The 26,960-nt window shown below is 31.7% G+C and carries 21 protein-coding genes and 1 pseudogene; 14 read left to right on the top strand and 8 right to left on the bottom strand.

Annotation, left to right across the window (positions count from 1 at the left end):
* Positions 1 to 39: 39 nt before the first annotated feature.
* Positions 40 to 1,335 carry a bifunctional folylpolyglutamate synthase/dihydrofolate synthase gene (locus B8869_RS09170; protein ID WP_084231321.1) on the bottom strand — a complete coding sequence of 432 codons (1,296 nt, stop codon included), beginning with the start codon at positions 1,333 to 1,335 and terminating at the stop codon, positions 40 to 42.
* A gap of 194 nt (positions 1,336 to 1,529) precedes the next feature.
* Here B8869_RS09170 and B8869_RS09165 point away from each other — a divergent pair, with 194 nt between their 5' ends.
* Genes B8869_RS09165 through B8869_RS09155 form a run of 3 tightly spaced genes read left to right on the top strand, consistent with a single transcriptional unit; the run spans position 1,530 to position 4,157 of the window.
* Positions 1,530 to 2,123 carry an anthranilate synthase component II gene (locus B8869_RS09165; protein WP_084231320.1) on the top strand — a complete coding sequence of 198 codons (594 nt, stop codon included), beginning with the start codon at positions 1,530 to 1,532 and terminating at the stop codon, positions 2,121 to 2,123.
* On the top strand, positions 2,110 to 3,438 hold the full coding sequence (locus B8869_RS09160) for an anthranilate synthase component I family protein (protein ID WP_084231319.1): 1,329 nt from the start codon (positions 2,110 to 2,112) through the stop codon (positions 3,436 to 3,438). The genes B8869_RS09165 and B8869_RS09160 overlap by 14 nt, the downstream gene beginning before the upstream one ends.
* Positions 3,435 to 4,157: an aminotransferase class IV gene (locus B8869_RS09155; protein ID WP_084231318.1), complete on the top strand. Its 723-nt coding sequence runs from the start codon at positions 3,435 to 3,437 to the stop codon at positions 4,155 to 4,157. Before B8869_RS09160 ends, B8869_RS09155 begins: the two co-directional genes overlap by 4 nt.
* Positions 4,158 to 4,209: 52 nt before the next feature.
* Here the strand turns inward: B8869_RS09155 and pgeF are convergent, their stop codons facing one another.
* On the bottom strand, positions 4,210 to 4,926 hold the full coding sequence (gene pgeF, locus B8869_RS09150) for a peptidoglycan editing factor PgeF (RefSeq protein WP_084231317.1): 717 nt from the start codon (positions 4,924 to 4,926) through the stop codon (positions 4,210 to 4,212).
* Entirely contained in the window at positions 4,923 to 5,756 is an 834-nt protein-coding gene (locus tag B8869_RS09145) for an aldo/keto reductase (protein WP_084231316.1), read from the bottom strand. The genes pgeF and B8869_RS09145 overlap by 4 nt, the downstream gene beginning before the upstream one ends.
* Positions 5,757 to 5,878: 122 nt before the next feature.
* On the opposite strand from B8869_RS09145, the gene B8869_RS09140 reads away from it, so the two are divergent.
* Both B8869_RS09140 and B8869_RS09135 read left to right on the top strand, forming a co-directional pair.
* On the top strand, positions 5,879 to 6,532 hold the full coding sequence (locus B8869_RS09140) for a response regulator transcription factor (RefSeq protein ID WP_084231315.1): 654 nt from the start codon (positions 5,879 to 5,881) through the stop codon (positions 6,530 to 6,532).
* A complete protein-coding gene (locus B8869_RS09135; RefSeq protein ID WP_084231343.1) occupies positions 6,532 to 7,380 on the top strand; it encodes a sensor histidine kinase in 849 nt (282 codons plus the stop codon). The genes B8869_RS09140 and B8869_RS09135 overlap by 1 nt, the downstream gene beginning before the upstream one ends.
* Before the next feature lie 328 nt (positions 7,381 to 7,708).
* Here B8869_RS09135 and B8869_RS09130 read toward each other — a convergent pair whose 3' ends face one another.
* Complete coding sequence (locus B8869_RS09130) at positions 7,709 to 8,878, bottom strand: IS110 family RNA-guided transposase (protein ID WP_084229931.1); 1,170 nt, start codon at positions 8,876 to 8,878, stop codon at positions 7,709 to 7,711.
* A gap of 285 nt (positions 8,879 to 9,163) precedes the next feature.
* On the opposite strand from B8869_RS09130, the gene B8869_RS09125 reads away from it, so the two are divergent.
* The 7 genes from B8869_RS09125 to B8869_RS09095 all read left to right on the top strand — a co-directional run bounded on the left by B8869_RS09125 (position 9,164) and on the right by B8869_RS09095 (position 19,273).
* A complete protein-coding gene (locus B8869_RS09125) occupies positions 9,164 to 9,844 on the top strand; it encodes an ABC transporter ATP-binding protein (protein WP_084231314.1) in 681 nt (226 codons plus the stop codon).
* The gene (locus B8869_RS09120; protein WP_159445257.1) at positions 9,837 to 12,281 is read left to right on the top strand and encodes an FtsX-like permease family protein; all 2,445 of its coding nucleotides are present in this window, start codon (positions 9,837 to 9,839) and stop codon (positions 12,279 to 12,281) included. Before B8869_RS09125 ends, B8869_RS09120 begins: the two co-directional genes overlap by 8 nt.
* A gap of 118 nt (positions 12,282 to 12,399) precedes the next feature.
* The gene (locus tag B8869_RS09115) at positions 12,400 to 12,879 is read left to right on the top strand and encodes a pyridoxamine 5'-phosphate oxidase family protein (RefSeq protein ID WP_084231312.1); all 480 of its coding nucleotides are present in this window, start codon (positions 12,400 to 12,402) and stop codon (positions 12,877 to 12,879) included.
* Between the two features lie 123 nt (positions 12,880 to 13,002).
* Complete coding sequence (locus B8869_RS09110; RefSeq protein WP_084231311.1) at positions 13,003 to 13,476, top strand: YbaK/EbsC family protein; 474 nt, start codon at positions 13,003 to 13,005, stop codon at positions 13,474 to 13,476.
* A 190-nt stretch (positions 13,477 to 13,666) separates the two neighbouring features.
* The gene (gene uvrB / locus B8869_RS09105; RefSeq protein WP_084231310.1) at positions 13,667 to 15,649 is read left to right on the top strand and encodes an excinuclease ABC subunit UvrB; all 1,983 of its coding nucleotides are present in this window, start codon (positions 13,667 to 13,669) and stop codon (positions 15,647 to 15,649) included.
* 7 nt (positions 15,650 to 15,656) lie between these two features.
* The gene (gene uvrA, locus B8869_RS09100) at positions 15,657 to 18,470 is read left to right on the top strand and encodes an excinuclease ABC subunit UvrA (protein ID WP_084231309.1); all 2,814 of its coding nucleotides are present in this window, start codon (positions 15,657 to 15,659) and stop codon (positions 18,468 to 18,470) included.
* A gap of 11 nt (positions 18,471 to 18,481) precedes the next feature.
* Positions 18,482 to 19,273, top strand: a complete 792-nt coding sequence (locus B8869_RS09095) for a L,D-transpeptidase (protein ID WP_084231308.1) — start codon at positions 18,482 to 18,484, stop codon at positions 19,271 to 19,273.
* Between the two features lie 57 nt (positions 19,274 to 19,330).
* On the opposite strand, the pseudogene B8869_RS09090 reads toward B8869_RS09095, so the two are convergent.
* The 3 genes and pseudogenes from B8869_RS09090 to B8869_RS09080 form a co-directional block, all read right to left on the bottom strand.
* Positions 19,331 to 20,316: pseudogene (locus tag B8869_RS09090) on the bottom strand (IS30 family transposase).
* Between the two features lie 114 nt (positions 20,317 to 20,430).
* Positions 20,431 to 20,613 (bottom strand): hypothetical protein, encoded by a 183-nt coding sequence (locus B8869_RS09085; RefSeq protein ID WP_084230365.1) that lies wholly within the window; start codon positions 20,611 to 20,613, stop codon positions 20,431 to 20,433.
* A gap of 305 nt (positions 20,614 to 20,918) precedes the next feature.
* Positions 20,919 to 21,905, bottom strand: coding sequence for an IS30 family transposase (locus B8869_RS09080; protein ID WP_084229742.1), 987 nt, complete (start codon positions 21,903 to 21,905; stop codon positions 20,919 to 20,921).
* Positions 21,906 to 22,053: 148 nt separating this feature from the next.
* Between B8869_RS09080 and B8869_RS09075 the strand changes: the two genes are divergently transcribed.
* Together B8869_RS09075 and B8869_RS09070 are read left to right on the top strand one after the other, a co-directional pair.
* A complete protein-coding gene (locus B8869_RS09075; protein WP_084231307.1) occupies positions 22,054 to 23,481 on the top strand; it encodes an aminoacyl-histidine dipeptidase in 1,428 nt (475 codons plus the stop codon).
* Entirely contained in the window at positions 23,478 to 24,794 is a 1,317-nt protein-coding gene (locus B8869_RS09070; protein WP_084231306.1) for a protein adenylyltransferase SelO family protein, read from the top strand. Before B8869_RS09075 ends, B8869_RS09070 begins: the two co-directional genes overlap by 4 nt.
* Positions 24,795 to 24,834: 40 nt before the next feature.
* Here B8869_RS09070 and B8869_RS09065 read toward each other — a convergent pair whose 3' ends face one another.
* Positions 24,835 to 26,850 carry a C69 family dipeptidase gene (locus B8869_RS09065; RefSeq protein ID WP_084231305.1) on the bottom strand — a complete coding sequence of 672 codons (2,016 nt, stop codon included), beginning with the start codon at positions 26,848 to 26,850 and terminating at the stop codon, positions 24,835 to 24,837.
* Positions 26,851 to 26,960 lie beyond the last annotated feature (110 nt).

Genomic DNA, 26,960 nt, shown 5'->3' with positions numbered 1-26,960 from the left:
AAGAGGGTACATATCAAAATCGGAAAGGATTTTTTAATATTATTTTCTGTTTTTTTCGTAAAGTCTGAATTCTCTAATTAAGTATAGAGAGCCACACCATAGCACTAAGTCGCCTTCTTTAGCACGTGTTTTTGAATGTTCATAAGCTTCGATTCTATCAGCTATGGCAGTTACATTTTCAGTTTTCTTTAAGACTTCTTTTTTCAAATCTTCAAGCTCGAAAGCTCTTGGATTATCTATGTTAGTGATTATAAGTTCATCTGCGATAGAAGATAATTTTGAAATTACAAAGTCATAGTCCTTGTCTTTTAAGATACTGAATCCAACGATTAATCTGTTGTATTTAAAAGCTTTTAAAGATTGTAGTAGAGCTTCGATAGCTTCAGCATTGTGACTACCATCTATGAGCACTGCTGGTTCTTCACATATAACTTCAAGTCTGCCGTGGTTTTCAGTTGTGAATATAGCATCTAAAATTATCTCATCAGTTAAATTGAATTCATCTTTAAAATGCTCAAGCACCATAAGGGCAAGAGATACATTGTAAAGTTGGTGAATTCCAACAAGTTTAGTCTTTGCGTTTACAAAGTTTCTAAAAGTGAATTGATTTTTTGCTGGAGATAAATCGATATCTTTTATTTCATCAGGTGAGAAAGTGAAAAATTCAGAATTGTGTTCTTCTGCAATTTCTCTTAGCACTGACATAACTTCAGGTTTTTGAGGATATACAAAAACTGGACGATTGTCTTTTATAATTCCACCCTTGTTTTGAGCAATTTCTTCAATAGTGTTTCCAAGTATATTTACATGGTCCATAGAAATTGTAACGATTACTGATGCAAGAGGTGCCTTGATTATGTTTGTTGAATCAACACGTCCGCCTAAGCCTACTTCAACCACTGCAACATCAACTTGTTGTTCATAGAAGTATCTGTACATAATAGCAGTTAGCACTTCAAAGTAAGTGTTGTGGAATCCTTCCTCATCAAGTTTTTCAACTACAGGTTTAAGCTCATCAATATATCTCATAAAGTCTTCGGCTGATATCTGAACTCCATTGATGGAAATAGATTCTAAGATAGTTTCCATGTAAGGTGATATGAAAAGGCCGCATTTTGAAGTTACAGATAGAGCGCTTTGCATATAGTGGCAAGTTGAGCCCTTACCATTTGTACCAGCAACGTGTATAACTTTAATTTTGTCTTGAGGATTATCGAAAGCAGCTAATAGACGTCCGACGTTTTCCATTGTGTGCTTTTCTCCGCTGGAACCTCTGTTATACATCCAGTCTATATAATCGTCAAAAGTGTTCAATTGTTTGTTTTCTGTATTCATTTTTTTCCTCGCTTGTAATAAATAACATATTAATTTATAATCGATACTATCAGAGTAAAATAAGGTAGTCAAGTTATAAGACTGCCCTAAATAGAATATGTAGTCCAACTACATTCTCTATTATACTACTTATAAAAGCTAATAAAAAAGATGAAAAATGTTAAATTAGAACAATAATTTATTTGGGTGAGAATATGATTTTGATGATAGATAATTATGATTCATTTACATACAATGTTGTGACTTATTTGAACATATTAAAAGAAGAAGTTGTAGTGAAGAAAAATGACGAAATCACTATAGACGAAGTGGTTGAATTAAATCCTGAGGCAATCGTTATATCTCCAGGGCCAAAAAGTCCTGAAGAATCTAAAATAAGCTTGGAGATTCTAAAGAAGTTGCAAGGAAAGTATCCTATACTTGGAATTTGTTTAGGACATCAAGCTTTTGCCGTTTCAAGAGGAGTAAAAGTTGTAGAGGGTACACGTCCTATGCATGGAAAGATGAGCGAGATAGAACACGATGGAAAAGGTGTGTTTAAAGGCGTGCCAAATCCTACAACAGTTATGAGATACCATTCTTTAGTTGCAGAAGATAATTTATTTGTGGACGGAGAGTACAATGGCATGAAGATAACTTCAAAGACAAAAGATGGAGTTATAATGGGACTTAGAGATGAGTCTATGAAAATTGAAACAGTACAATTCCATCCGGAATCTGTTGGGACAAAGTACGGTTTACAAATGATAGAGAATTTTTTGGCAGAGGTAAGAAATGATAAGAACTAAAAGTGTAGAGACTAATATAACACCGGAAGAGCTACTTTTTAATATAAAAGATAGAGAATATCCTTTCTTTTTAGATAGTGCGAAGGGAAATTCTCATCAAGGAAATAAATCATACTTGGGATTTGCTCCAAAGATAATAGTAAAATCAAAGGGATTTGATACAGAAGTTGAAGGACTTGAAAATTTTAATATACACAAGAATCCGTTAGATGTGTTGAGAGATTTGATGAAAGAGTACTTTGTGGAAGATGAAAGAGATTTTGTCGGGGGAGCTGTTGGATATCTTTCATACGATTTTACTGAAGATAATTGCAATATAGTGCTTAAAGCTGAAAAAAATGTGGACATATATGACACATTCTTTGGAATATATTTTAAAGTTGTCGAGTATGACAATGCTACAAAGAAATTTAATATAATCTATATGGATGGAGAAGATATAAGTGATATTGAAGAGTTATTCTATTCTCCTGAAATAACAAAAAAACCATACACAACTCACGAAATGGTAAAGGGAATTACAGAAGAAGAGTATGGAGTTGCCTTTGATGATGTGAGAGATATGATTAAAAAAGGAATTGTGTATGAAGTGAATCTAACTCAACAATTTACCGTAAAGAGCGATAGAGATCCTTACGATTTATATATAAACTTGAGAAATATAAACAAAGCCGATTTTATGACATATATGGACTTGGGAGATTATCAAATTCTTTCATCATCACCAGAGAGATTTTTCAAGTGTAGAGATAGAATGGTTGAGGCAAGACCAATTAAGGGAACTATAAAGAGATCAGCTGACAAAGAAGAAGACGAAAAATTAAAGGCTGAACTACTAAATAGTGAAAAGAATGTTTCAGAACTACTTATGATTGTGGACCTTATGAGAAACGATTTAAGTCTTTCTTGTAAATACGAAACAGTTAAGGCGGTTGAAAACTATAGACTTGAAAGCTACGAAAGTGTACACCACCTTGTTGCAACTATTATTGGTGAATTAAGAGATGAAGAAGATATATACAGCTTAATAAAGAATATATTCCCAGGTGGTTCCATAACCGGAGCACCTAAGTTGATGGCGATAGAGGCTATAGACAAAGTTGAAAAATACAAGAGAAATGTTTATACAGGTTCTTTAGGATATATTTCATTTAATGAAAATTCAGACCTTAACATATTGATTAGAACCATTCTTAAAAAAGGTGAAGATTGTTATTTCTCAGGTGGAGGAGCTGTAACTTGGGATTCAGAAGTAAAAGATGAATACAACGAAACACTTCAGAAATCACTAAAACTTATCGAGGCGTTGAAGTGAAACAACCTGATGGCATAAAGTATGGAAAAGGGCTCTTTGAAACCATAAAGATAAAAGATGAAAAACTTGAATACTTTGAAGACCACTTACTAAGACTTAAGAATTCGATGGAATTTTTGGGAATTAGTGCAGATGGAATAGAAGCTGAGATAGCTCGTGAAATTGAGAATACAGGACTTGTGGATGGAGCACTTAGAATAATGGTCTTAGAAGATTTTGAAGGCTACAGCCTGCATATAGAGACAAGACTTACAGACTATTCAGATAAAAAATTTGAAGAAGGACTTAGGCTAAAAGTTGTTGAGCAGATAAGAGACAAATTTAATTTGCTGAATAACCATAAAACCAACAACTATCTCTTAAACCATGAGGTATTATCAAGCGTAAAAAATTTGGGTTATGATGAAGCTGTATTTTTAAATCAAGATAGAAATATCACAGAAGGCAGCTATACAAATTTATTCTTTATAAAAGATTGTGTAGTGGTGACACCACCTGTCGAAGATGGTCTGTTGCCTGGAGTGTACAGAAAAAATCTTATTAAAAAACTCGAAGAAAAAAATATAGAATGCGAAATCAGACACGTATCTTTTGAAGAATTAGAAAGATTTGACGCTTGTATATGCACAAATTCACTAATGGAAAAAAGATTTGTAAAGAGCATAGATGAAATTCAATTTGAAAAGACAGAATTTACAAAAAAGATTTTAGAATTATAGAACTCATAGTTTCTCTTAATTGAGAGACTATGAGTTTTTAGATTTTCAATATTTATTCCATCATGGTTACCATGCAATTTAATTTATAGTTCGGATTATCTCTTCTGGCAGAATTGAGCTCAGGAGTATTAAAAGTTGAAACTCGACAAACTTCAATATGCTCTAAAGGGATGCCATAGGACAAAAGTATATCCAAATTTGCATCCACCATGCTCAACTTATATTTTTCGCCAAATGGTTTGAAAAAAGAATCTCTGTTTTCAAAATTTTCAAAAGCATTATAGACATCTTCTCCAACCTCGTAGTTTTCTTGGTCTATGCTTGGGCCTATAAAACAAAGAATATCTTTAAGATTACAGCCAAAATCATTCACCATTAAATCAAGCACATTTTTTGAAATTCTTTCCACAGTTCCTCTCCAACCGGAGTGAACAGCCGCTTGAACTTTTTTAATCGGGTCATACATGACAACAGGTGTGCAGTCTGCAAATTTTACAACGAGTGCAATATCTCTTTTGTCAGTGATAAGACCGTCGGTATTCTCAAATACTCTGCCATAAGGTCGTTCAATGCCGCTTATGCCATCTGCATACTCTATGTTTGAAGTGTGGAGTTGGTGCGCTGTATAAAATTGATTCGGTTTAATTTCAATTATTTTTGCAAAATTGTTTAAGTTCTTTGTCATATCTTCATTATCTCTCATGTCGTAGAGAGAACCGGAGATGTAGTGTTTAAGTCCGGCATTTAATAATAATTTTGAAATAATCATTTCTTGCGAATCTCCTTTAGCCAATCTGTTTCATCAGGACTGTGAGAAACATGCTTATCAATATTCAACGAATCCAAGAGTTCAAAATCCTCTTTGGAAAGTTCAAAATTAAATAAATCTATATTTTCAATAACTCTCTTCTCTTTTGTCGTACGAGGAAGAACTATTACGTCTCTTGCAATATTGTATTTTAAAACTATTTGTCCAACACTCACATCATATTTTTTAGCTAATTTTAAAACAGCTTGGTCATTAAATAACTCTCCATTGGCCCTTGCTAGAGGACTCCAAGCTATGGGTTGTATGTTTTCTTTCTTTAGATAGTCTATAAAATTATTTAGAGTGAGCAAGGGATGGGTTTCGATTTGGTCAACATGAGGTTTTATATTTGCGGTCACAGAAAGTTTGTCTAAGTGATGTTTGTAGAAATTGCAAACTCCTATGTTTTTAAAAATACGTTGTTCATAGTAATCTTCCAAGACTTTCCAAGATTGTTCGCTGTCTTCGCCCGGCCAGTGTAAATACATTATTTCCAAGCAGTCGGTTCTAAGTGATTTTAAAGACCTTTCAATACTTCTCTTAGTGGCATCTGCTCCGAAATCTGAAGGCCAAACTTTAGAAGCGATTTTAAATTTATTTAATTTTTCAGATTGTATTATTTCACCAATAAATTCTTCATTTTTATAAAAATAAGCAGTGTCTATTAATTCATAATTTGCTTCATGAGCAGTAATCATAACTTTTCTAAGTTCAGGCTCATTTTCTAGAGTATATACACCAAGCCCAACGGCTGGTAAATTATTTCCATTGTATAAATCAAAATATTTCATAAAAAACCTCCTAACAAAGTTTTGTTATAAATATTTTATCATAGATATAAAGTTTATAAATAAAATGCTATGATATTAACTAAGCTATAGGGAAATTTTAGAACACGGATAAGAGGAAAATTATGAGTAAAATATTATTAATAGAAGATGACAGAGAAATAAGTGAAAGATTAAAAATTTTCTTAGAGAATGAATCGTATAAAATTACAACTGCATATTCATATAGAGAAGCAATGGCAAAACTTGATGAAAGATTTGATTTAGCGATAGTAGATATAAATTTGCCTGACAAATCTGGAATAAATTTACTTCATGTGTTAAAAGAAAAGAACATTAGAGTAATAATAACAACTGTAAAGAATGATGAAGATTTTATAGTGGAAGCACTTGATAGTGGGGCAGATGATTATTTAACAAAGCCATTCAACTTAAGTATTTTAAGAGCTAGAATTGGAGCGGCTTTAAGAACTTTGCCAATGAAGAATGGAAATAGAATAGAAATGGGCGAATTTAATTTAGATTTGGAGCAATCAATAATTTTTTATAAAGGGAATTATGTAGATTTATCAGCACTAGAATATGAAGTATTAAGTATTTTTATAAAAAATCCAAATAGAATCTTTACAAGAGATCAATTATTACAGTGGTTTTGGGAAGATAGAAATCAATTTGTAAATGATAACACTCTGACAGCAACTATTAAAAGAATAAGAGCTAAAACAGAAAAGTCAGTTATATCTACAGTTCGTGGAATAGGGTATAGGATGGATTTATGATGATATATATTTGTTGGATATTAAGTTTATTAGGTTTATATTTATATACAAGAATGAGAGAAAAAAATAGAATAGAAGAAATCTTAAATTTAGTTGAAAATTTAGAGAAAAAGAATTATAAAACTCCAATGAAGCAAGATGAATTTTCGATTTTGGAAGATCAAATATATAAATTATTTTTAGAAATAGTGGAAAAAAAAGAGAAATTTAAAGATTATTCTTTAGCTCAAATAAGAAATTTAGAAGATATATCTCATCAAATAAAGACACCAATAACTAATATGCTTTTTGATATTGAAATTTTAGAAAAAGAAGATATAGAATTTCAAAAGTTTAAAGTGCAACTCAATCGATTAAATTCATTGGTTGAAATATTGTTAAAATTATCTAGTTTAGATGCACAAAATGAAAAAATGAAAAAAGATAAGATATATGTTGAAGAAATTTTTGATTATGTGCTGGATATTTTAGGGAATGAGATAGAAAGAAAAAATATAGAAATAATAGAAAAATACTCAAATGAATTAATCACTGGAGATTTTTATTGGATTAGTGAGGCAATAATTAATATTTTAAAAAATTCTTTAAATTTAAGTGGAGTTAATAAAATAAAAATAACTACAGTCGATAATCCTATTTTTACAACTATTTCTATTGAAGATGATGGTGGAGGAATAAAAGAAGAGCATAAGTCTAAAATATTTAATAGATTTTATAAGACTCCAGATTCAAATGGATTTGGACTTGGATTAGCAATATCAAAAACTATTATAGAAAGTAATAATGGAGAAATTAGAGTAGAAAATAGTAATGAAGGAGCAAATTTTATTATTAAACTTTATAAATAATATGTAAAAGAATTTTAATTTTATTAGAATTCTTTTTTTAGTCATTTTAAAATCACTTTCATTTAATATTATAGAATTAAGAAAGACTAACTATTAAAAGTCAAGAGGTGAAACAAAGAAAATATAAGTAATGATATTGATAAAAACTGAATAAAAATAAGCATGAAAAAGTACCCTAAAGTTTAAGATTAAAAATAGGGTTAGCAAAGTTTTTTCCTTTTAAATAGTAATTTTCTCAAAAGAACCTGTAAATGATAAAGGCTATGCCCGAGCAAAGCTCGTCATTTACAGAACCTTTTTCAAAAATTAATTCATAATTAAGCAAAAACTAACTTTGTTGTTGATATGGTTCATTTTTAGTTAAAACAGCAAAAATAGTATGACAAAGCTTTCTAGCAACAGCGTTTGTAGCAACTAAATGATGTTTGCCTTCACTGATTTTCTTCTGATAATAATCAGAAAAAACTGGGTCACAAAATTCAGCTCTAAGAGCGGATTGAAAAAGAGCACGCCTTAAGTAAGGAGAACCTCTTTTACTCATATGATTGTAAGTAGATTCATATTCTCCAGACTGAGAAACACTAGCATCCAAACCAGCATAAGCGACAAGCTTAGAAGGATTAGAAAATCTTTTAATATCTCCAATCTCACCTAATATAGTAGCAGCATTAACAGAACCAATACCAGGAATGGTATTAATTGGAGAATTGAGTTTTTCAAGTAAAATTTCAATTTCTTTTTCAACATCTAAAACTTGATTTTGAATAAAAGAAATTTGCCCTATAAGCATTTTAATTTGAAGTCTAAAAGAATCCATGCAGAAATTAATGCCAAAAGATTTAGAAGCTTTCTTAGAAAGTTCTTCAAGTTTTCTAGAAGCATACTTCTTTCGAGAAACATTGTCTAAAAAATATTGTAAATCTTCAGAACTGATATCTTCAAAGTCTAAAGGAGTAGAGAAATTTGAAAGAATTTCTTTAGAAGTCTTACCAAAAATATTGCTAAAAGAAGAAGCATATTCAGGGAAAACTTGGTCTAAAAGAGCAATAGTCTTTCTTTTAAGATCACCAATTGATGATACAAGATAAGATCTGAATCTAGAAAGATTTCTCAAAGACAAATAGTCCTCATTAGAAAGAGAAGTTTCAACAAAATCACCATAGCGAAGAAGATCGGCTATTAAAAGAGAATCAATAATATCAGTTTTTCTCTTTCTGATTTCGATACCTTGTCTCCAACCATCAGTTTGGATTGGATTGATAACACGAACAGTAAAGTTTTTTTGGGCAAGATATGAGTATAGAGATAACCAATAATGACCAGTAGCCTCCATGCCAATTTCAAGTTCATTTTTGAAAGCTTCTAGTTTAAGGATTAAACTCTCAGCACCATAAATGGAATTTGAAAAAGAAAAAGCTTTAAAAATAACTTTTTTCTTATCATCAACTAATGAAGCAACATGAGTATTTTTACCAATATCAATACCTAAATAAAACATTTGAAACCTCACAAAAAAGTATTTTAGATAGACACCTCAAAATCTAATAACGTTACTGCCTTATGCTAAATACGAAGTACCCTAAGAGGGTCAACATCTAACTTATTCGTAAACAGTTAAAAGATTAGAGGACTCACTCTTTCAATTACGAGATTAAATCTCAAGGAGAAAACGAGTACACTCTATCTAATAACAATATTATACAGCAAACCTGAATAATATTTAGTCGATAAAGGATTATAGGTTACCTTTAACAACCTAAATACATTATATAAGGAGATAAAGATGGAAATATTAAGAGTTGAAAATTTAGAAAAAGTTTATGGGAAAGAAGAACCTTATACAAAGGCTTTGGATGGAGTAAGTTTTAAAGTAGAAAAAGGTGAATTTATAGCTATAGTAGGTGCAAGTGGATCAGGTAAATCTACACTACTTCATTGTATAGGAGGAGTGGATACACCTAGTAAAGGGAAAATTTTTATTGAAGAAACAGATATATCGGAATACTCTGATAAGGAACTTGCTTTATTTAGAAGAAGAAAAGTTGGGTTGATATATCAGTTTTATAATTTAATTCCAAATTTAACAGTAAGACATAATATAGAGTTGCCTCTAAAATTAGATAGTAGAAAAATAGATATGGAATTTTTTAATAACATAGTACATAAGCTAGGTTTAGAAAATAAATTAGATAATTTTCCTTCGGAACTGTCAGGAGGGCAACAACAGAGAGTTGCAATAGCAAGGAGTTTAATATACAAACCTTCTATAATACTTGCAGATGAACCAACAGGTAATCTAGATAGGAATAATTCACAAGAAATAATAGATATACTCAAGTATTTTAACCATAGTTTAAACCAGACTATTATATTGATAACACATGATGAAAGGGTGGCTTTACAAGCTAGTAGAATAATAACAATAGAAGACGGAAAGAATATTGGAGATGAGAAAAATGAATAGAAAAAATATTTCAATATTAATTTCAGTTTTTATTATGTCATTTGTTATTTCAATTTTAAGCTATATTTTAATAACTCAAAACTTAGAAGTTTATAATTTTTATAAAAAAGATATGCCGGAACATATCACATTGTATTCAAAGGTAAAAGTAAATGAAGTAGAAAAAATAAAAAAACTAGAAAATGTAAAATTAGTTGGATTAAGAAGTGAACCAAAATCTTTAAGATGTCGAAAAAAATTATTTACTATAAATAGGTATGATGAAAATTATTTTTCTATGCAGAAAAATTTTTTGAAAATAGGAGAATTACCTAAAAATAAAAATGAACTTTTAGTGTCTGAAAAAACCTTAAAAAATTTCAACTTAGTTTTAGGAGATGAAATTGAAGTTGAAAAAGGAGAGAGGATTCTAAAAAACAAACCTATTGAGGCTACTTTCAGCTATAACAAAAATGAAATCTTTAAAAGTACAGGTAGTTTAAGTTTTAAAATTGTTGGAGTTTATGATTCAAAATCTAATAAAAATATTCAAGAAGTATACTCATTAATAGATAATAAATTAGAAATGTATCCTTGTATACAAGTTAAGAATTTGCTTAAAACTTATGAGACAAAGGCAGAAATAGAAAAAATTGTAGGGGATAAGAATCCAGTATTAGAAAATATAAATTTATTAAGATTTTTTGATATAACAGAAAAAGGCTTTAATATCTTAGGTTTTATTTCATCAAAGCTTTTAGTAATTGTTGTCTTAATAATTATATTTACATTTATGATGAAAAATATATTTAAAATTTGGGGGATTTATAAAATTAAAGAATTTTCAATGTATAAATCTATAGGAGCAACAAATTTTCAAATTTATTTATTACTTTTTAAAGAGATTTTTAAAATTTCAATTTTACCAATTATATTGGGAGAAATAAGTGGACTGTTTATAATTTTGAAGATTTTCAATAAGCTTTTTTCACTTCAAAGTAAATTGCTATTTATGGAATCCAGAAGCATATATATTAATTGGATATCTATTATAGTGATAAACCTAATTATATTTATAATTTTGTTTATTTCTATAACATTCCCGACTAAAATAATTTCTAAAATTTCAATTTTAGAAGGGTTAAAAGAGAATATTCAGACTAAATCTATGAAGAAAACAAAACATAGAGATTTATTTAAAGAATTAAAGAAAAATAATAATAAAAATATAAGAGCCATGTTTGCGATTATGATTACAGGACTGTGTCTTATTTTGTTACTAATCTGTGTAAATACCATAGATGTATATAATGGTGAGAGAAATATTAATAAAAGAAACTTTAATTTATTGTTAAGATACAGTACAAATGAAAATGTTTATCCAAAGATATTCGATGATATTTTAAAAGAGTTTGAATCAGAAAATGCAATGATATCAATAAAGAAAAATTACTACGTGAATACTGATAAGTTAAATTACAGCAAAGAATTTAATAATATAGGATATTCAAAAGGATTTGACGGATTATTTTACTATTCTGAAGATAGCCTAGTAGACGGAACTTTAGTAGGAATAGACAAAGACAGATTTGCAAGAATTAGTAAAAACAACTCTGATGTGATTTTAGTAAATTTAGTCCAAGAAGATCCAAAGAGTTTTTATTCAGAAGCGAGCTTTATTCAATATATTGATAAAAATGTTGATAAAGTCTATATTAGAGCATTGGAAAATTTAAATGAACAGGAAATAAAAATAGATAAGAAATTAACTAAATTCATAGATGACCAAGAGAGTATTAATTTGTATCAAGTATACTTAGTAACTTCTATAGAAAATTTTCAAAAAATTATTAAAGAATCTGAAAAGTATTTTGCAAAAAAAGGGATGGAATTTCCAAGAATGTACTATGAACTAGAAATGAAGGTTGATAAAGATATGCTTGAAGAATATTCAAGTAGTATAGAAAAGATAATGGAAAATACAGTTGAAAGCGGAGAAAAGTTTATAGTTAAAAATCAAATTAGGACAGATAGATTAGTTAGTATAAATGTACAGGGTAAGTATTTTATTGGGTTAGTAATTATACTTTCTGTAATTTTACTTAATATAGCAAATTCATATTCTTCGGCTAATCTTACGTTTTTCAATAGAAGCAAGGAGATAGGCTCTCTATTAAGTAATGGTATGTACGTAGAAGATTTAGAAAAAATGTTTTTATTAGATAATATAAAAAATATTTTTAAATCGATAGTTATGGCGATATTATTAACTAGTATATTTTTTGGTTTATTATTAAAGACAATTCCATATATGAATTTAAAAAAATACATGTCTATTTTCCCATTAAGAGTAAGCTTTGCAATTATTTGTGGCGTTAGTTTGATTAATTATATAATATATTATGTAGCAATGAAGAAAGTAACAAGTAAAAATATTGTAGAATTAGTTAGAGAATAGTTTAGTGAGTATGAAGAAAAAATTATATATCAAAAACTTGTTTGTTAGGATATATAACTAATATTAAAATTTAGTATAATATAGATAAATAATTTAAAATTTGGTAGGAGGATAGTAGATGGAATTTAGAAAAATGAGAAGAAGTGCGCAACAGTTATCTAATGAAGAATGTATCGAGATTTTAAAGAGAGAGCCAAGAGGTGTTTTGGCAGTTGTGGGAGATGAGGATTATCCTTATGCACTTCCTTTAGACTTTGTATATGAAGAGGAAAATGGAAAGATTTATTTTCACTGTGCAAAAGTAGGATATAAGTTGGATGCTCTTAGAAATAATAATAAGGTTTCATTTTGTGTATATGATGAAGGATTTCGTAAAGAGGGCGATTGGGCATTAAACATAAAGAGCATAATTATATTTGGAAAAATTAAATTCATAGAAGACCAAGAAGAAACTATAGAGAGAGTTAGAAAACTTGCTCTTAAATACTATCCTACAGCTGAGGCGGTTGAAGAAGAGATTGTTAAGGCCGGAAGTAGAGTTCAGATGCTTGAGCTAACTATTGAACACATGACAGGCAAGTTGGTAAATGAGTCATAAGATAGTTCAGGGATTGGAAATAGAATCAAATATTAAAAAGAAATAGAAAATACTTATGATTTTGGTGTAATAACTAAGATGTTAAAGATTAAAATTTAAAATAAGTTTGTAGCTGAGGGAAATATGTCTGTAGAAAGTGTAAGAGAAGTATTTAAGAAAGATGATTTAGAAGATTTAGTTTTACATAGTGATGTAATATCTGACACTGTAGAAAATGCTGCGAGTTTACTTGGCTGTGAACCAAAGCAAATTGCAAAGACAATGTCTTTTGTAATTGGAGATGAAACTGTATTAATAGTTACAAGTGGAGATGCAAAGATAGATAATCCAAAATACAAGGCTAAGTTCAACTCAAAAGCTAAGATGGCTTCTTTTGAAGATGTTGAAAGATTGACAGGGCACTCGCCTGGTGGGATATGTCCTTTTGGGTTAAAAGACAATGTGAAAGTATACTTGGACGAATCTTTAAAAAGATTTGATATAGTTTATACTGGCGGTGGAGATTCTTACAACACTGTTAAAGTAAATCTTGAACAGTTAGAGAAGTATTCTAATTATATTGAATGGATTGATGTTTGTAAAAATTGGCAAGAGTAGTTGTCGATTAATTAATAATAAATAGAAAAATTATCCCGTGGAATAGTCTGCGGGATTTTTTATAGAAAAATATGCGATTGATTTTTAGAAAATAGAGTAAATACTAATAGAGAGCTAATTAAAAAGAAACAATTGTTCGTTTTTGTTTACAAGAAACAATTGTTCGGGTATACTTAAACAAGGTGATGTAATGGAATTTAAAATTCATTCGGATTTTAGCCCAATGGGAGACCAACCTCAAGCTATTGATGGATTGGTAGAGGGTTTAAATAATAATTTAAAACACCAGACGCTACTTGGTGTAACTGGGTCTGGAAAGACTTTTACAATGGCGAATATAATTGAAAGAGTTCAAAGGCCAACTCTTGTAATAGCGCACAACAAGACTTTGGCATACCAGCTTGCGAGCGAGTTTAAAGAGTTCTTTCCTGAAAATGCGGTTGAATATTTTGTAAGTTACTATGATTACTATCAACCGGAGGCCTATGTACCTCAAAGTGATACTTTTATTGAAAAAGATTCTTCTATAAATGATGAAATTGATAAATTAAGACACTCTGCAACTATGAGTTTGTTCGAGAGAAGAGACGTCATCATAGTTGCTTCTGTTTCTTGTATATATGGCTTGGGAGACCCTATAGATTATGAAAATCTGGTAGTGTCTCTAAGGCCGGGTATGCTCAAGGACAGAAATGAAATCATGAAAAAATTGGTTGATATTCAATATGTTAGAAATGACGTAAATTTTGTGAGAGGGACTTTTAGAGTTAGGGGAGATGTGCTTGAAATATTCCCGGCTTTCTCATCTGAAAACAGTATAAGGGTTGAATTTTTCGGGGATGAGATAGACAGAATAACTGAAATGAATGCTCTTACGGGAGAAGTTATAGGTTATAGAAAACATATTGCAATATATCCAGCATCTCACTTTGCAACTTCAGAGGATAAAGTTAAGCGAGCAATTGTGACCATTGAAGAAGAGTTAGATGAAAGGCTAAAAGTTTTAAAAGACCAAGAGAAGCTTTTGGAAGCACAGAGAATTGAACAGAGGACAAGATATGATTTAGAAATGCTATCTGAAATGGGATTCTGTTCTGGAATAGAAAACTACTCAAGACACCTTTCTCAAAGACCGGCCGGTTCAAGACCGTATACATTAATTGACTATTTCCCAAAAGATTTTTTGACTATAATAGATGAGTCTCATGCCACAATACCTCAAATAAGAGGAATGTTTAATGGAGACAGAGCACGTAAACAAACTTTGGTAGATTATGGATTCAGGCTTCCTTCTGCACTTGATAACAGACCATTACATTTTAGTGAGTTTGAAGAATTGATGAATCAGACAGTCTACGTTTCAGCTACTCCAGGACCTTATGAAGAGGAACACGAACAAAATAGAGTAGAGCAAATTATAAGACCTACAGGATTGTTGGATCCGGAGATTGACGTTAGACCTACTGAACACCAAATTGACGACTTAATTAATGAGATAAATGACAGGATAGAAGTTGGAGAAAGAGTGTTGGTGACTACTCTTACTAAAAAGATGGCGGAAGATTTGAGTAGGCATTTAAAAGAAATAGGTATGAAGGTAACTTATATGCACTCTGATATAGATACCATCGAAAGAATGGAAATTATAAGGGATTTAAGACTTGGTGTATATGATGTGCTTGTGGGTATAAACTTGTTGCGTGAGGGATTGGATATACCTGAAGTGTCTCTTGTTATAATTTTAGATGCTGATAAAGAAGGCTTTTTGAGAAGTGAGACTTCTCTTATCCAAACTTCAGGACGTGCTGCCAGAAATGTAAAGGGAAAAGTTATAATGTATGCCGACACTATTACAAGGTCTATGAGGACAACTTTAGACGAAACTAACAGACGTAGGGAGATACAGGACAAGTTCAATAAGGAACATGGTATAACACCTAAGTCTGTATCAAAGAGCGTCAGAGAGGTAATAGAGGCTACTATAGCTGCGGAAAATGAGACTAAGTATGAAGCTGTTGAAACTTTCTCAAACGAAGAGATATTAGCTATGATAGATGCCTTAAAACAACAGATGTATAAGGCTGCAGAGTCGCTTGATTTCGAAAAGGCTGCAGAAATAAGAGATAAGATAAAAGAATTAAAAGATACAATGGAGAAGATAAAAGACAATTGAGGTGAACATGAGTAGTTCAAATATAGTTATCAAAGGAGCAAGACAACATAATTTAAAAAATGTTGATTTAGAGATACCACGAAATAAATTTGTAGTATTCACAGGGCTTTCTGGTTCAGGTAAGTCTTCTCTTGCCTTTGATACAATTTATGCCGAAGGGCAGAGAAGATATGTAGAGAGTTTGTCGAGCTATGCAAGACAATTTTTAGGTCAGATGGATAAGCCGGAAGTTGACTATATAGAGGGGATGAGTCCGTCCATTTCTATAGATCAAAAGACTACTAGCAAAAATCCAAGGTCTACAGTTGGAACTGTAACTGAAATTTATGATTACTTAAGACTTTTATATGCGAGAGTTGGGCATCCATTTTGTCCAAGTTGTGGGAAAGAGATAACATCATTTTCAATAGACCAAATGGTGGACAAAGTTTTAGAACTTGAAGAGAGAACTAAAATTCAAGTACTTTCTCCGGTGATAAGCAGAAGAAAGGGAACTCATAAGAGAAATTTAGACAAGCTTAAAAAAGACGGCTTTATCAGAGTGGTTATAGATGGAGAACTACGAGATTTAGACGAAGATATAGAACTTGATAAAAATAAAGTACATGATATTGATGTAGTAATTGACAGATTGATAATAAGAGAAGGAATAGAGTCTAGACTTGCAGAATCCATGGAACAGGCACTTTCTCTTTCTGATGGGCTTGTGCATATTGATGTAATAGATGGAGAAAGAATGACTTTTTCCTCAAAGTTGGCATGTCCGGATTGCAACATTGTAATTGAGGAGATAACTCCTAGGTCATTTTCATTTAATACTCCAATTGGCGCATGTGAAGTTTGTAATGGTCTTGGATTTTCAAAGGAAGTTGATGAAGATTTGGTCTTGCCTAACAAGGATCTATCTATAAATCAAGGAGCGATAGCTTGCTATTCAACAGTTGATGGAACATACTACAATGAGATGATAAAAGCTCTTGCTGAGTTACACAATTTCAGTTTGGATGAGCCGATTAAGAATGCTCCAAAAGAATTTATAGATGAACTTATGAATGGTTCTGAAGAAAAATTAAAATTTAAATTCAATTCACATTTCTCAGGAGATAAATTATACGTTGGAGAATTTGAAGGTATAAAGAAGAATTTAAAACGTAGATATATGGAGACTAGCTCTGATGCGCAGCTTGGCAGAATTGAAGAATTTATGAGCAATACTCCGTGTCCAAAATGTCATGGAGCAAGACTTAAAGAGTCTTCGCTTGCTGTAAAAGTTGGGGGTCTTAATATATTTGAACTCACAGAACTTTCAATTGCAAATGCAGTTAAATTTTTTAAAGAGTTAAAACTATCTGAGAAAGAAAATATGATTGCGTCTGAAATACTAAAGGAGATAAATGCAAGACTTGGATTTTTAGAAACAGTTGGACTTGAATATCTGTCTCTTTCAAGAATGAGCGGAACTCTTTCAGGTGGGGAGTCTCAACGTATAAGACTTGCAACTCAAATAGGCTCAAAGCTTGTGGGGGTTATATATGTGCTTGATGAACCAAGTATAGGACTCCATCAGAGAGACAATGAAAAACTTTTGGGAGCTCTTCGTGAACTTACAGACGTTGGGAACACACTTATAGTAGTCGAACATGATGAGGACACTATGAGAATGGCTGACCAGATAGTTGATATTGGACCTTGTGCCGGTAGACTTGGGGGGCACATAGTTGCTCAAGGTACTCCGGAAGAAGTAATGGATTGCGAGGAATCAATTACCGGTGCATATTTATCAGGACGTAAAAAGATAGAGGTTCCTAAGAGTAGAAGAGCATACACGGGAAATGAAATTGAGATAGTTGGAGCATCTGAAAATAATTTGAAAAATATAGATGTTAAAATACCGTTGGGACAATTTGTAGCTATTACAGGTGTGTCAGGAAGTGGCAAGAGTTCACTTATAAATGAAATACTTTTTAAAGCTTTGGCGAGCAAGGTAAATCGTTCGAGAATAAAACCTGGTAAGCACAAGGAAATAAAGGGACTTGAATTTATAGACAAGGTTGTAGATATAGATCAAAGTCCAATAGGTAGAACTCCTCGTTCAAATCCTGTAACATATACTGGAACTTTTGATATAATAAGAGATATATTTGCAGAAACTAACGAATCTAAGATGAGAGGATATAAAAAAGGTAGATTCTCATTCAATGTAAAAGGTGGAAGGTGTGAAGCCTGTAAAGGCGATGGTATAATCAAAGTAGAAATGCACTTCCTACCAGATGTATATGTGCCATGTGAAGTTTGCAAGGGCAAGAGATACAATCGTGAAACTTTACAAGTTAAGTATAAGGGCAAAGATATTTCAGAAGTGTTGGATATGACAGTAGAAGAAGCTATAGACTTTTTTGAAGTTCATCCAAGGATAATAAGAAGACTTGAAACGTTGAGAGATGTAGGGCTTTCTTATATAAAACTTGGTCAACCGTCAACTCAACTTTCTGGTGGAGAGGCGCAGAGAATAAAACTTGCTACTGAACTTTCAAAAGTTGCCACTGGAAGAACTATGTATATACTTGATGAACCTACCACAGGTCTACATTCTGAAGACGTTCGAAAGCTGATTGGAGTTTTGAATGAACTAGTAGACAGAGGAAATACTGTTGTAGTCATAGAACACAACTTAGATGTAATAAAGACTGCGGACCACATAATAGATTTAGGACCGGAAGGTGGAGACGGCGGTGGAGAGATAATCGCCGAAGGAAGACCTGAAGAAGTTGCAGAAAATCCTAAATCATATACTGGCAAATTTTTAGAGCCATTGTTGTAGAGAGGAAAAAGATGAATAAGTTTTTTAGAAAAATTGTTTTTAGCGTTGTAATGTCTATTTGCATTTTGAATAGTGCAGGAGTATATGCCCAATATGTCAGACCAAATACTTTTATGGACAAGTCAGGTTATAGAAAAGTTGAAGAGATAAAAAGATTTCAAGCTCTTTCTAATTTACCTGTAACAGGAAAGCTTGATGGGATGACTAACAAAGTGGTACACAATCCAAATATGGTTGTACAAGATGTGATTTTAAACCAACCAACTAGCGGAGATTGGATAGTAGTTAATAAGACAACTAGAATTTTGACATACTATAGTGGAAAAACTCCGATTTATAAATTTCCTGTAACAGTTGGTACTTCAGGCACTCCTACTCCATCAGCAAAGGCTAAAATTGCTAATATGCATAAGAATCCAGCTTGGGGCGGAATGAGCGGAAAATATTCTCCAGCTTTACCTGATGATCCTAAAAATCCATTGGGAGAAAGATGGATGGGACTTAGCATACCTGGCGCAAGTGGATACGGAATACATGGTAACATTAAGCCACATCAACTTGGTCAATATGCTTCAAACGGATGTATTAGAATGTTCAACTACGATATTGAACAATTTGTATTTCCAAGAGCAAGAGTGGGTATGCCTGTTTGGATAGGTACAGCTGACGAGTTGAGAAGCTGGGGAGTTGAACAGCTTGTATATGAAGCGGCAGACCCTAGCGCAGTTGGAAAACAACCAGCTCAACCAAAACAAGAAAAGATTGAAGTTGAGTATAAAGCAGAAGAACTTTTAGTATTTTAATCGGGTAGCTTAGGCTACCTTTTTTTATTGGACGAATTGTCAAATCAAATGCAACACCTATGGTAAGAGACCAAAAAGTTCTTCTTTAGGTGTTTTATATTTTATACATTTTCTAGGTCTATTATTCATTAAACTTAAGTTATAATTTAATTCATCAATATTCACTTCTGATAAATCCATACCCTTAGGATAAAACTCCCTCAAAAGTCCGTTACTATTTTCATTTGTACCTTTTTGCCATGCACAATAGGGATCACAAAAATAAGTTTTGCATCCTAATTCTTTTTCTATTTTCTCAAATTCTGAAAATTCTTTACCTCTATCAAAGGTTATTGTTTTTACTAATTCTTTTGGATAATCTTTTAATGCATTTATTATTGCTGGTGTTACGCTTTCCGACTTTCTATTTTCAACTAGGATTGCTATATAATATCTAGATTTTCTTTCTGCTAAAGTTACGAAACAACATCTACTTTTCCTTTTATGATCTAATCTGCCTGATTCCACTGTATCTGCTTCCCAGTGGCCTAATTCTTGCCTTCTGTATATCTCTTTAGGTCTTTTCTTAATTGTTCTACCTTTATCATTGAATTTTCCTCTTTTTTCTGCTGGCCTTTTAAATTTAGCTTTTCTTCTCAAATTTTTCATACTAGTTTTTGGCAGCTTTTTGGCGTGTATCATTCTATATATCGTTGATGTAGATGGTAATTCATGAATCTCATTTGTGTTTCTATTTGATATTTGTTCAGGGGACCAATGTTCGTTAATCTTTACAGTTAAATAATCAATAACATCTTTAGAAAATTTACTTTTTCTATGGCAGTCTTTTCTTCTATCAATATATTATCATTTGCCTTTATCGGAAAGTACTTAGTGTAACTTCCCTACTAACTTTTATCTTAGATGAATTTCTTTTAATTTCTCTAGATATTGTACTAGGTGACCTTTTAAGTGCTTGTGCAATTTTCCTTATACTCATTCCTAAATTTAAAAATTGGTAAATACAAGATTCTTTCTTCTATGGTAAGATGGTTATAGCTCATAGTTAATCACTCCTTTTAATATGTTTTGTTTGGTCACTTACATATTAACACAGCTGATTAGCTATGAGTTTATTTATGTTGCACTTGTTATGATAAATTATCTATTGTAAAACATTAATCTTTATATCTTTCTTCAATTAGTGTTTTTAGTTCTTCTAGATCTTCTTCTGTGGCATGATTTCTTATGAAATTTCTTGCAGACCTTCTCAAAGTTAGATAGTAATTTCTTTCCTTATTGTTTTGTTCCCATTTTCTAGAAGCTTTTCTTTGGGCTTCACTTGTTTTTTCTTCGTTCATTGTCTAATTCCTTTTCTAATTTTTGCTTTTTATTTTTCTTAATTGCTAATATTATTAAAAGCAAGAGAATGATTATAATAGATATCCCGATTAAAATGTTCAAAGCTTGATTTAACATAATGTTTTTGGTAGAATCCACTTAGGAGAGGGTTATTCCCTCTGCCTAAGTTTTTTAATTTTTAGCTTTAATTCTTGTATCTCTAATTTAGTCTTTTTGTTTTGCAGACCTAATTGATTAATTGTTAGAGTTGCAATTATTAAAGCTATTATTTTTTCTAGACGAATTGTCAAATCAAATGCAACACCTATGGTAAGAGACCAAAAAGTTCTTCTTTAGGTGTTTTATATTTTATACATTTTCTAGGTCTATTATTCATTAAACTTAAGTTATAATTTAATTCATCAATATTCACTTCTGATAAATCCATACCCTTAGGATAAAACTCCCTCAAAAGTCCGTTACTATTTTCATTTGTACCTTTTTGCCATGCACAATAGGGATCACAAAAATAAGTTTTGCATCCTAATTCTTTTTCTATTTTCTCAAATTCTGAAAATTCTTTACCTCTATCAAAGGTTATTGTTTTTACTAATTCTTTTGGATAATCTTTTAATGCATTTATTATTGCTGGTGTTACGCTTTCCGACTTTCTATTTTCAACTAGGATTGCTATATAATATCTAGATTTTCTTTCTGCTAAAGTTACGAAACAACATCTACTTTTCCTTTTATGATCTAATCTGCCTGATTCCACTGTATCTGCTTCCCAGTGGCCTAATTCTTGCCTTCTGTATATCTCTTTAGGTCTTTTCTTAATTGTTCTACCTTTATCATTGAATTTTCCTCTTTTTTCTGCTGGCCTTTTAAATTTAGCTTTTCTTCTCAAATTTTTCATACTAGTTTTTGGCAGCTTTTTGGCGTGTATCATTCTATATATCGTTGATGTAGATGGTAATTCATGAATCTCATTTGTGTTTCTATTTGATATTTGTTCAGGGGACCAATGTTCGTTAATCTTTACAGTTAAATAATCAATAACATCTTTAGAAAATTTACTTTTTCTATGGCAGTCTTTTCTTCTATCAATATATTTATCATTTGCCTTTATCGGAAAGTACTTAGTGTAACTTCCCCTACTAACTTTTATCTTAGATGAATTTCTTTTAATTTCTCTAGATATTGTACTAGGTGACCTTTTAAGTGCTTGTGCAATTTTCCTTATACTCATTCCTAAATTTAAAAATTGGTAAATACAAGATCTTTCTTCTATGGTAAGATGGTTATAGCTCATAGTTAATCACTCCTTTTAATATGTTTTGTTTGGTCACTTACATATTAACACAGCTGATTAGCTATGAGTTTATTTATGTTGCACTTGTTATGATAAATTATCATTGCTAAAAATTGGGTACAATGAAATAAAGCAAAGGAGGCACATAATGGAAAATTTAAGAAAGAATGCAGTTTTTAACTGGTTTTATAAAATAAATCAAATACCAAGAGGCTCAGGAAATGAAGAGGCAATCGCCAATTTTTTAGTGGGCTTTGCCGAAGATAGAAATTTGAAAGTTAGAAAAGATTCAGCTAATAATGTAATTATAGAAAAAGAAGCAACTGAAGGATATGAAAACTCAAAGAGTGTAATAATACAAGGACACATGGACATGGTGTGCGTAAAAGAAGACGGAAGCACACATGATTTTGAAAAAGACCCTATCGATATGTATATAGACGGGGATTTTTTAAAGGCAAGAGGAACTACCTTAGGTGGAGACGATGGAATGGCGGTGGCTTATGCTTTGACTATATTGGATTCTGACGAGATAAGACATCCAAGACTTACAGTGCTTATAACAACAGAAGAAGAAACCACAATGAAGGGCGCGGGTTCGATAAAAAAAGGCGATGTAGAAGGGGATTATCTACTTAATATAGATTCAGAAGAAGAGAGTATATTCCTTGTGAGTAGCGCCGGCGGAGCAGAAACTGTAAGTTCTTTTAAATTGGAATGGGAAGATAAAAATTCAGAGGCTTTGAAAGTAAAAATTTCAGGCCTTGAAGGTGGACACTCAGGAATGGAAATAAATAGGGACAAGGCCAATGCAAATGTATTAGCAGCGAGAGTGTTGGGCGATTTAAGACGTGAAATGCAAATCAGACTTGCTAAGATAAACGGTGGAACAAAGCACAATGCAATTGCAAACAGAAATGAGTTTATAATTTGTGTTGAAGATTTGGAACTTGCAAAGAGCAGAATAAAAGAACTTGAAGAAGATTTTGTTCATGAATACAAGAGCACAGACCCTAATTTGAAAATTGAAGTTGAAGAAATTAGAGTTGAGAGAGTTCTTAGCGAAGAGTTGTCTAATAGGTTTATAAGTTTTGCGGTATCAGTTCCAAATGGAGTGTTTGCTTATTCTAAGAATATAGACGGATTAGTTGAAACTTCTTTAAACAATGCAATTGTATCACAAGGTGAAGAAGTTATAGAGTATGTTATTTCTGTACGTTCAGCGTCAGCTTCAAAATTAAAATTCCTAATAGAAAAGCTAAATACAATTGCTGATGTGAATGGTGCTAAATTTGAAATAGAAAATGAATATCCAGGTTGGGAATACGAACCAGAGAGTAAATTGAAGGACATAGCAGAAGAAACTTGGAATGCAATGTATCCAAATAAGGCTACATTTGAGGCAGTGCATGCAGGTCTTGAGTGCGGAATTTTGAAAAGAGCTCTTCCAAATACAGAGATGATTTCTTTTGGTCCAGATATGTTTGATGCACATTCACCTAAAGAGAGAATTAGTATTTCTTCAACAAAGAAAGTCTACGACTTCACTTTAAAACTTTTGGAGAATTTGAAATGAACTATGAATATTTAGAGAAACTATCTCCAACATTCTATTCAAGAGTTAAACCAACGGAAATTCCTTTAGAGTATGTGAAAGTTAATGATGAGTTGTTAAATCAACTTGGACTAGGTCTTAAAGAAATAGATTATAGTAGCGAAGACATTATAGCCATGGCATATAGCGGACATCAGTTTGGATATTTTACAAGGCTTGGAGATGGCAGAGCAACTCTTATAGGAGATTTGGATGGAGTTGAGCTACATTTAAAGGGAAGTGGCAAAACACCTTATTCAAGAGGTGGAGATGGCAAGGCTACTTTGGGCTCTATGGTGAGGGAATATTTAATTTCAGAGGCAATGTATGCCCTTGGAGTTCCCACTACAAGAAGTCTGTTTGTAGCTAAGACTGGAAATGCAGTTATAAGAGAGAGTGTAGAAGACGGAGCAGTAAATTTAAGGCTTGCCAAAACACATGTCAGATTTGGAACTTTTGGATATGCAAAAGAGATGGGAAAAGAGTCTGTAAAAGAACTTTTAGACTATATTTCAAATAAATTATACGGTGGGATAAGTCCATTTAATCTATTGAAAAAATTGTCAGAAGAAGGAGCTAAACTCATGGCAAAGTGGATGGGAATAGGGTTCATCCACGGAGTCATGAACACTGACAATATGTCTTTAGCAGTTGAAACTATAGACTATGGCCCGTGTGCCTTTATGGACATATACAATCCTGAAACTGTTTTTAGCTCAATAGATACGATTGGAAGGTACAAATACTCAAACCAACCGAAGATATATCAATGGAATTTGGCAAGATTTGCAGAATATATTTTAGATGTATTATTAGAAGAAGTTAGCAAAGAAGAAATTGAAAAAGTTTTAACTGATTTTTCAAAGATATATGAGGAAGAATTTAAAAGAGGGTTCTTCAACAAATTGGGAATTGAAAATCCTGAAGAAAATGATGACGAATTAATTTATGAATTGTTAAACACAATGTATATGAATAAAATGGATTTCACAAACACATTCTATAAATTGACAATTGGAGAATACCAAAAGGAACTCGAAAGATTTGTAGAAAAGTGGGAACCAAAGTGTAGTTCAAGAGAGCTGATGAAGAAATCTAATCCGGTGGTCATACCTAGAAATGAAATAATAGAAAAGATAATTAAATCGGCTGAGAATGGAAATTATAAGCCATTGGAAGAAGCTACAAAGATATTCAGCGAACCATATAACTACGAAATTGAAATCGATGAGAAATACAAGAGGCCAATGGAAGAGTCTGCTATATTAAAGTTTAAAACTTATTGTGGAACATGAGAAAAGACCATTATCTAAAAAGGTAATGGTCTTCTTTAATTTATTTAGCTTTAAAGTTAAATATGATTTGAGCTACTTCTGCTCTAGTTAAATTATCTTTAGGTACAAAGTTGTTGTTGTCTTTTCCTTTTAATAATTTCATGTTAGAAAGCAATGCAACAGAATCTTTTGCCCAATCAGAAATAGTTTCTTCATCTGCAAATTTAACTTCTGCTTTTACATCTTTAAGCAAGTATTTGTCAGCTGACATATCTATATACTTAGCTAAGATTACAGACATTTCTTCACGAGTTAGTTTATCATCAGGTTTAACAAGTCCGTCTTCCTTACCTTTAACTAAATTATTTTCAACTGCCCAGTTCATATAAGCTGTATAGAATTTATCAGCAACTATATCAGTAGCTTTATTTTCTTTGAATTTTTCTGTATCAACTTTTGCAAGTCTACCAAGTATTGTAACGAATTCTGCTCTTGAAATAGTTTGGTTAGGAGCAAAGTGTAATTTGTCTGTTCCTGACATTGTCTTGTTAGCTATGTTGCTTAGTATAGCTTTGTTTGCCCAGTGATCGTCTATATCAACTTTTGATACAACTGAAAGGTCTTTTTGTAGTTCTTGTTCAAGTTTGAAAGCAGCATCTGAGAAAGAATTAGTCTTTTCAGTAGAGAACTTAGCAGCGGCAGCTTTATCCTTTTTGTAAATTTCTAACCATTCTTTTTCTGCAGCTGGTAAATCTTTCATAAATTTATCTTCTAATGCAAGAACTTTTTCTCTAGTAGGAACGCCAAGAGCATCTCTGTTAGAAGTAACTAAATCATTTACAGAGCTTCCTACCCAGTATAGAGAATTGTCATCATAAGTTGGAGCGTCATTTTTGTATTGAGCTGTGGCGTCGTTAATATCGGCAAATATTGGGATATAAGGAATATTAAGAGGGCTACCAGGAGTCAACCACATTATTCCCGGAGCTTCTTTAGGGAAGTTTGGTTTTATTTGGAAGATATGTGATTGCATAGTGTTGATATTACCAACAGGATATTTATGCTCTCTACTTTCTTTTAATAATTTTCTGTTTTCAGATGCTTTGAAGTCAGTTCCTTCAAATCTGTTTCTTGTGAAAGCTAAAACGTCTTTTATATCAATCTTTTCACTATCTTTAGAAAGATCATTCATAAGTTCAAATCTTTCTGCATCATATTTAATTTTTGAATTTGGATCAAGTGAGTGAACTCCAGACCACATTCTAGATCTGTTAGACTCTCTTAATTTTTTAGGTGCATAAGAAGCGGCTAAATCCATTAGACCATCTTTAGTTTCAGTGTAAGTCTTAGCATCTTTAGCAACTTTAACTATATCTTTTGAAGCAATTACATTTTCTTTGTCGTTTAAATCAACTCCGCCTAGCCAGAATGCATTAGGGAATACACTGAATTTATCAGCAGGATATTTTATAGCAACATATTGATGACCTGAGTAAATTTCCATGTACCAAACTTCATCATGGTCTCCAAAAACTACAATATCGCCCATAGATGCACCTTTTTCATCTATAGTTTTTGCCAATAATTCAATCGCACCTCTTGCTGATTTTGCATGAGCAAGTATGAATGTAGACATAGATGCTTCATTAATTCCATTTTTTATGTAAGGGTCAACAGCTTTTATCTCATCTGAATAGTTTGCAGAAACTGTACAGAAAGCACCAAGACCATATTCATTATAACCAGCGGCATCATAAACACCTTTTTCCATATCTTCTGGTTTTTGAGTTGAATCTGGAGTAGAGAAGAATTTAACGCTGTCTTCAGGGTGAATGAATTCAAAACCATTGTTTGAATCAACAAGTTTGTCACCTTTTTTGAATTCGCCAGCAGGGTGAACAACTAATCTCTTAGTTCTGTTTCTTTCGTAGTCTTCAGTTCTACCATAGATGAAACTTCCGTCAGTGGTCAAATCTTTACCTACTATAACACCAGTACAAGCGAAAACGTTTTGCACACTTCCAAATAGGCAAGTTGATGCAAGAGTTACTGCTAATATTTTTTTTATGTTTTTCATAAAACACCTCCTAAAACCGATTATATTCATAGAAATTAAACTTGTCAAATATTAATAGATAAAAACATTAAAATAGAAGCTGTTTTAATTTGGGTTGTTAGTTATAATAA

Origin of the sequence: Peptoniphilus asaccharolyticus DSM 20463, from assembly GCF_900176115.1 — a bacterium.
Classification (GTDB): domain Bacteria; phylum Bacillota; class Clostridia; order Tissierellales; family Peptoniphilaceae; genus Peptoniphilus; species Peptoniphilus asaccharolyticus.
The sequence above is the reverse complement of the archived record's forward strand: the minus strand, read 5'-3'. Positions and strand labels throughout refer to the sequence as shown.

Excerpts from the sequence above, each read along its gene's own strand:
- B8869_RS09140 (WP_084231315.1), top strand. The coding sequence starts at position 5,879 with ATGAGTAAAATATTATTAATAGAAGATGACAGAGAAATAAGTGAAAGA.
- B8869_RS09110 (WP_084231311.1), top strand. The coding sequence starts at position 13,003 with ATGTCTGTAGAAAGTGTAAGAGAAGTATTTAAGAAAGATGATTTAGAA.
- uvrB (WP_084231310.1), top strand. The coding sequence starts at position 13,667 with ATGGAATTTAAAATTCATTCGGATTTTAGCCCAATGGGAGACCAACCT.
- B8869_RS09070 (WP_084231306.1), top strand. The coding sequence starts at position 23,478 with ATGAACTATGAATATTTAGAGAAACTATCTCCAACATTCTATTCAAGA.
- B8869_RS09075 (WP_084231307.1), top strand. The coding sequence starts at position 22,054 with ATGGAAAATTTAAGAAAGAATGCAGTTTTTAACTGGTTTTATAAAATA.
- B8869_RS09170 (WP_084231321.1), bottom strand. The coding sequence starts at position 1,335 with ATGAATACAGAAAACAAACAATTGAACACTTTTGACGATTATATAGAC.
- B8869_RS09125 (WP_084231314.1), top strand. The coding sequence starts at position 9,164 with ATGGAAATATTAAGAGTTGAAAATTTAGAAAAAGTTTATGGGAAAGAA.
- B8869_RS09130 (WP_084229931.1), bottom strand. The coding sequence starts at position 8,878 with ATGTTTTATTTAGGTATTGATATTGGTAAAAATACTCATGTTGCTTCA.
- B8869_RS09145 (WP_084231316.1), bottom strand. The coding sequence starts at position 5,756 with ATGAAATATTTTGATTTATACAATGGAAATAATTTACCAGCCGTTGGG.
- B8869_RS09165 (WP_084231320.1), top strand. The coding sequence starts at position 1,530 with ATGATTTTGATGATAGATAATTATGATTCATTTACATACAATGTTGTG.
- B8869_RS09085 (WP_084230365.1), bottom strand. The coding sequence starts at position 20,613 with ATGAACGAAGAAAAAACAAGTGAAGCCCAAAGAAAAGCTTCTAGAAAA.
- B8869_RS09095 (WP_084231308.1), top strand. The coding sequence starts at position 18,482 with ATGAATAAGTTTTTTAGAAAAATTGTTTTTAGCGTTGTAATGTCTATT.
- B8869_RS09160 (WP_084231319.1), top strand. The coding sequence starts at position 2,110 with ATGATAAGAACTAAAAGTGTAGAGACTAATATAACACCGGAAGAGCTA.
- B8869_RS09065 (WP_084231305.1), bottom strand. The coding sequence starts at position 26,850 with ATGAAAAACATAAAAAAAATATTAGCAGTAACTCTTGCATCAACTTGC.
- B8869_RS09135 (WP_084231343.1), top strand. The coding sequence starts at position 6,532 with ATGATATATATTTGTTGGATATTAAGTTTATTAGGTTTATATTTATAT.
- B8869_RS09080 (WP_084229742.1), bottom strand. The coding sequence starts at position 21,905 with ATGAGCTATAACCATCTTACCATAGAAGAAAGATCTTGTATTTACCAA.
- B8869_RS09120 (WP_159445257.1), top strand. The coding sequence starts at position 9,837 with ATGAATAGAAAAAATATTTCAATATTAATTTCAGTTTTTATTATGTCA.
- B8869_RS09115 (WP_084231312.1), top strand. The coding sequence starts at position 12,400 with ATGGAATTTAGAAAAATGAGAAGAAGTGCGCAACAGTTATCTAATGAA.
- uvrA (WP_084231309.1), top strand. The coding sequence starts at position 15,657 with ATGAGTAGTTCAAATATAGTTATCAAAGGAGCAAGACAACATAATTTA.
- pgeF (WP_084231317.1), bottom strand. The coding sequence starts at position 4,926 with ATGATTATTTCAAAATTATTATTAAATGCCGGACTTAAACACTACATC.